The 552-nt window shown below is 52.9% G+C and carries 1 pseudogene; it reads left to right on the forward strand.

From position 1 onward, the window contains the following. Positions 1–144 precede the first annotated feature (144 nt). Positions 145–552 (forward strand): annotated as a pseudogene (locus HMPREF3148_RS02995) (transposase); the annotation flags it as partial.

Below are 552 nucleotides of genomic sequence, written 5' to 3' on the forward strand. Positions count from 1 at the left end.
TGTGATGTCTAGTGACTTCTTGGACTCGGAGTCCATTGACTTTTTGGACTTGGAGTCCAGTTAGTTTTTTGACGCGGAGTCCAGGAAGTTTATGGACAGGATGTCTAATGACTTTTTGGACTCTGGTTTCTTGACAATGTGGGGATGGCAATTCCGATTACTCTCCGCAAGAAGATAGCGGATTTCGATCCCATCCGTGAGGGCATCACGGTCCAGCAGTTCTGCAAGAACATCGGCGTATCGAAGCAGACGTATTACAACATCAAAGCATGTATCGCCGAGCGCGGGCGGGCTGGCATCGTGCCGGATAGCACGGCACCGCTGAACCCGCGACGGGTCTACGATGACAAGATTCGACAACAGGTCCTGCAAGCTCGCGGTGCGTTACAAGCCCGCGGCCAAGACTGCGGCCTATGGTCAATCTTCTACTTCTTCCTCGATGAACTCGGCTACGAACAACCACCGTCACGAGCTTTAATCGCACAATGGTTGCACGAGGCTGGCGTCGCTGACATCAATGCACGTAAACGACCGCGTAAGTCCTACAGGCAC

This window comes from Corynebacterium sp. HMSC05D08 (assembly GCF_001807215.1).
Lineage (GTDB): Bacteria > Actinomycetota > Actinomycetes > Mycobacteriales > Mycobacteriaceae > Corynebacterium > Corynebacterium striatum.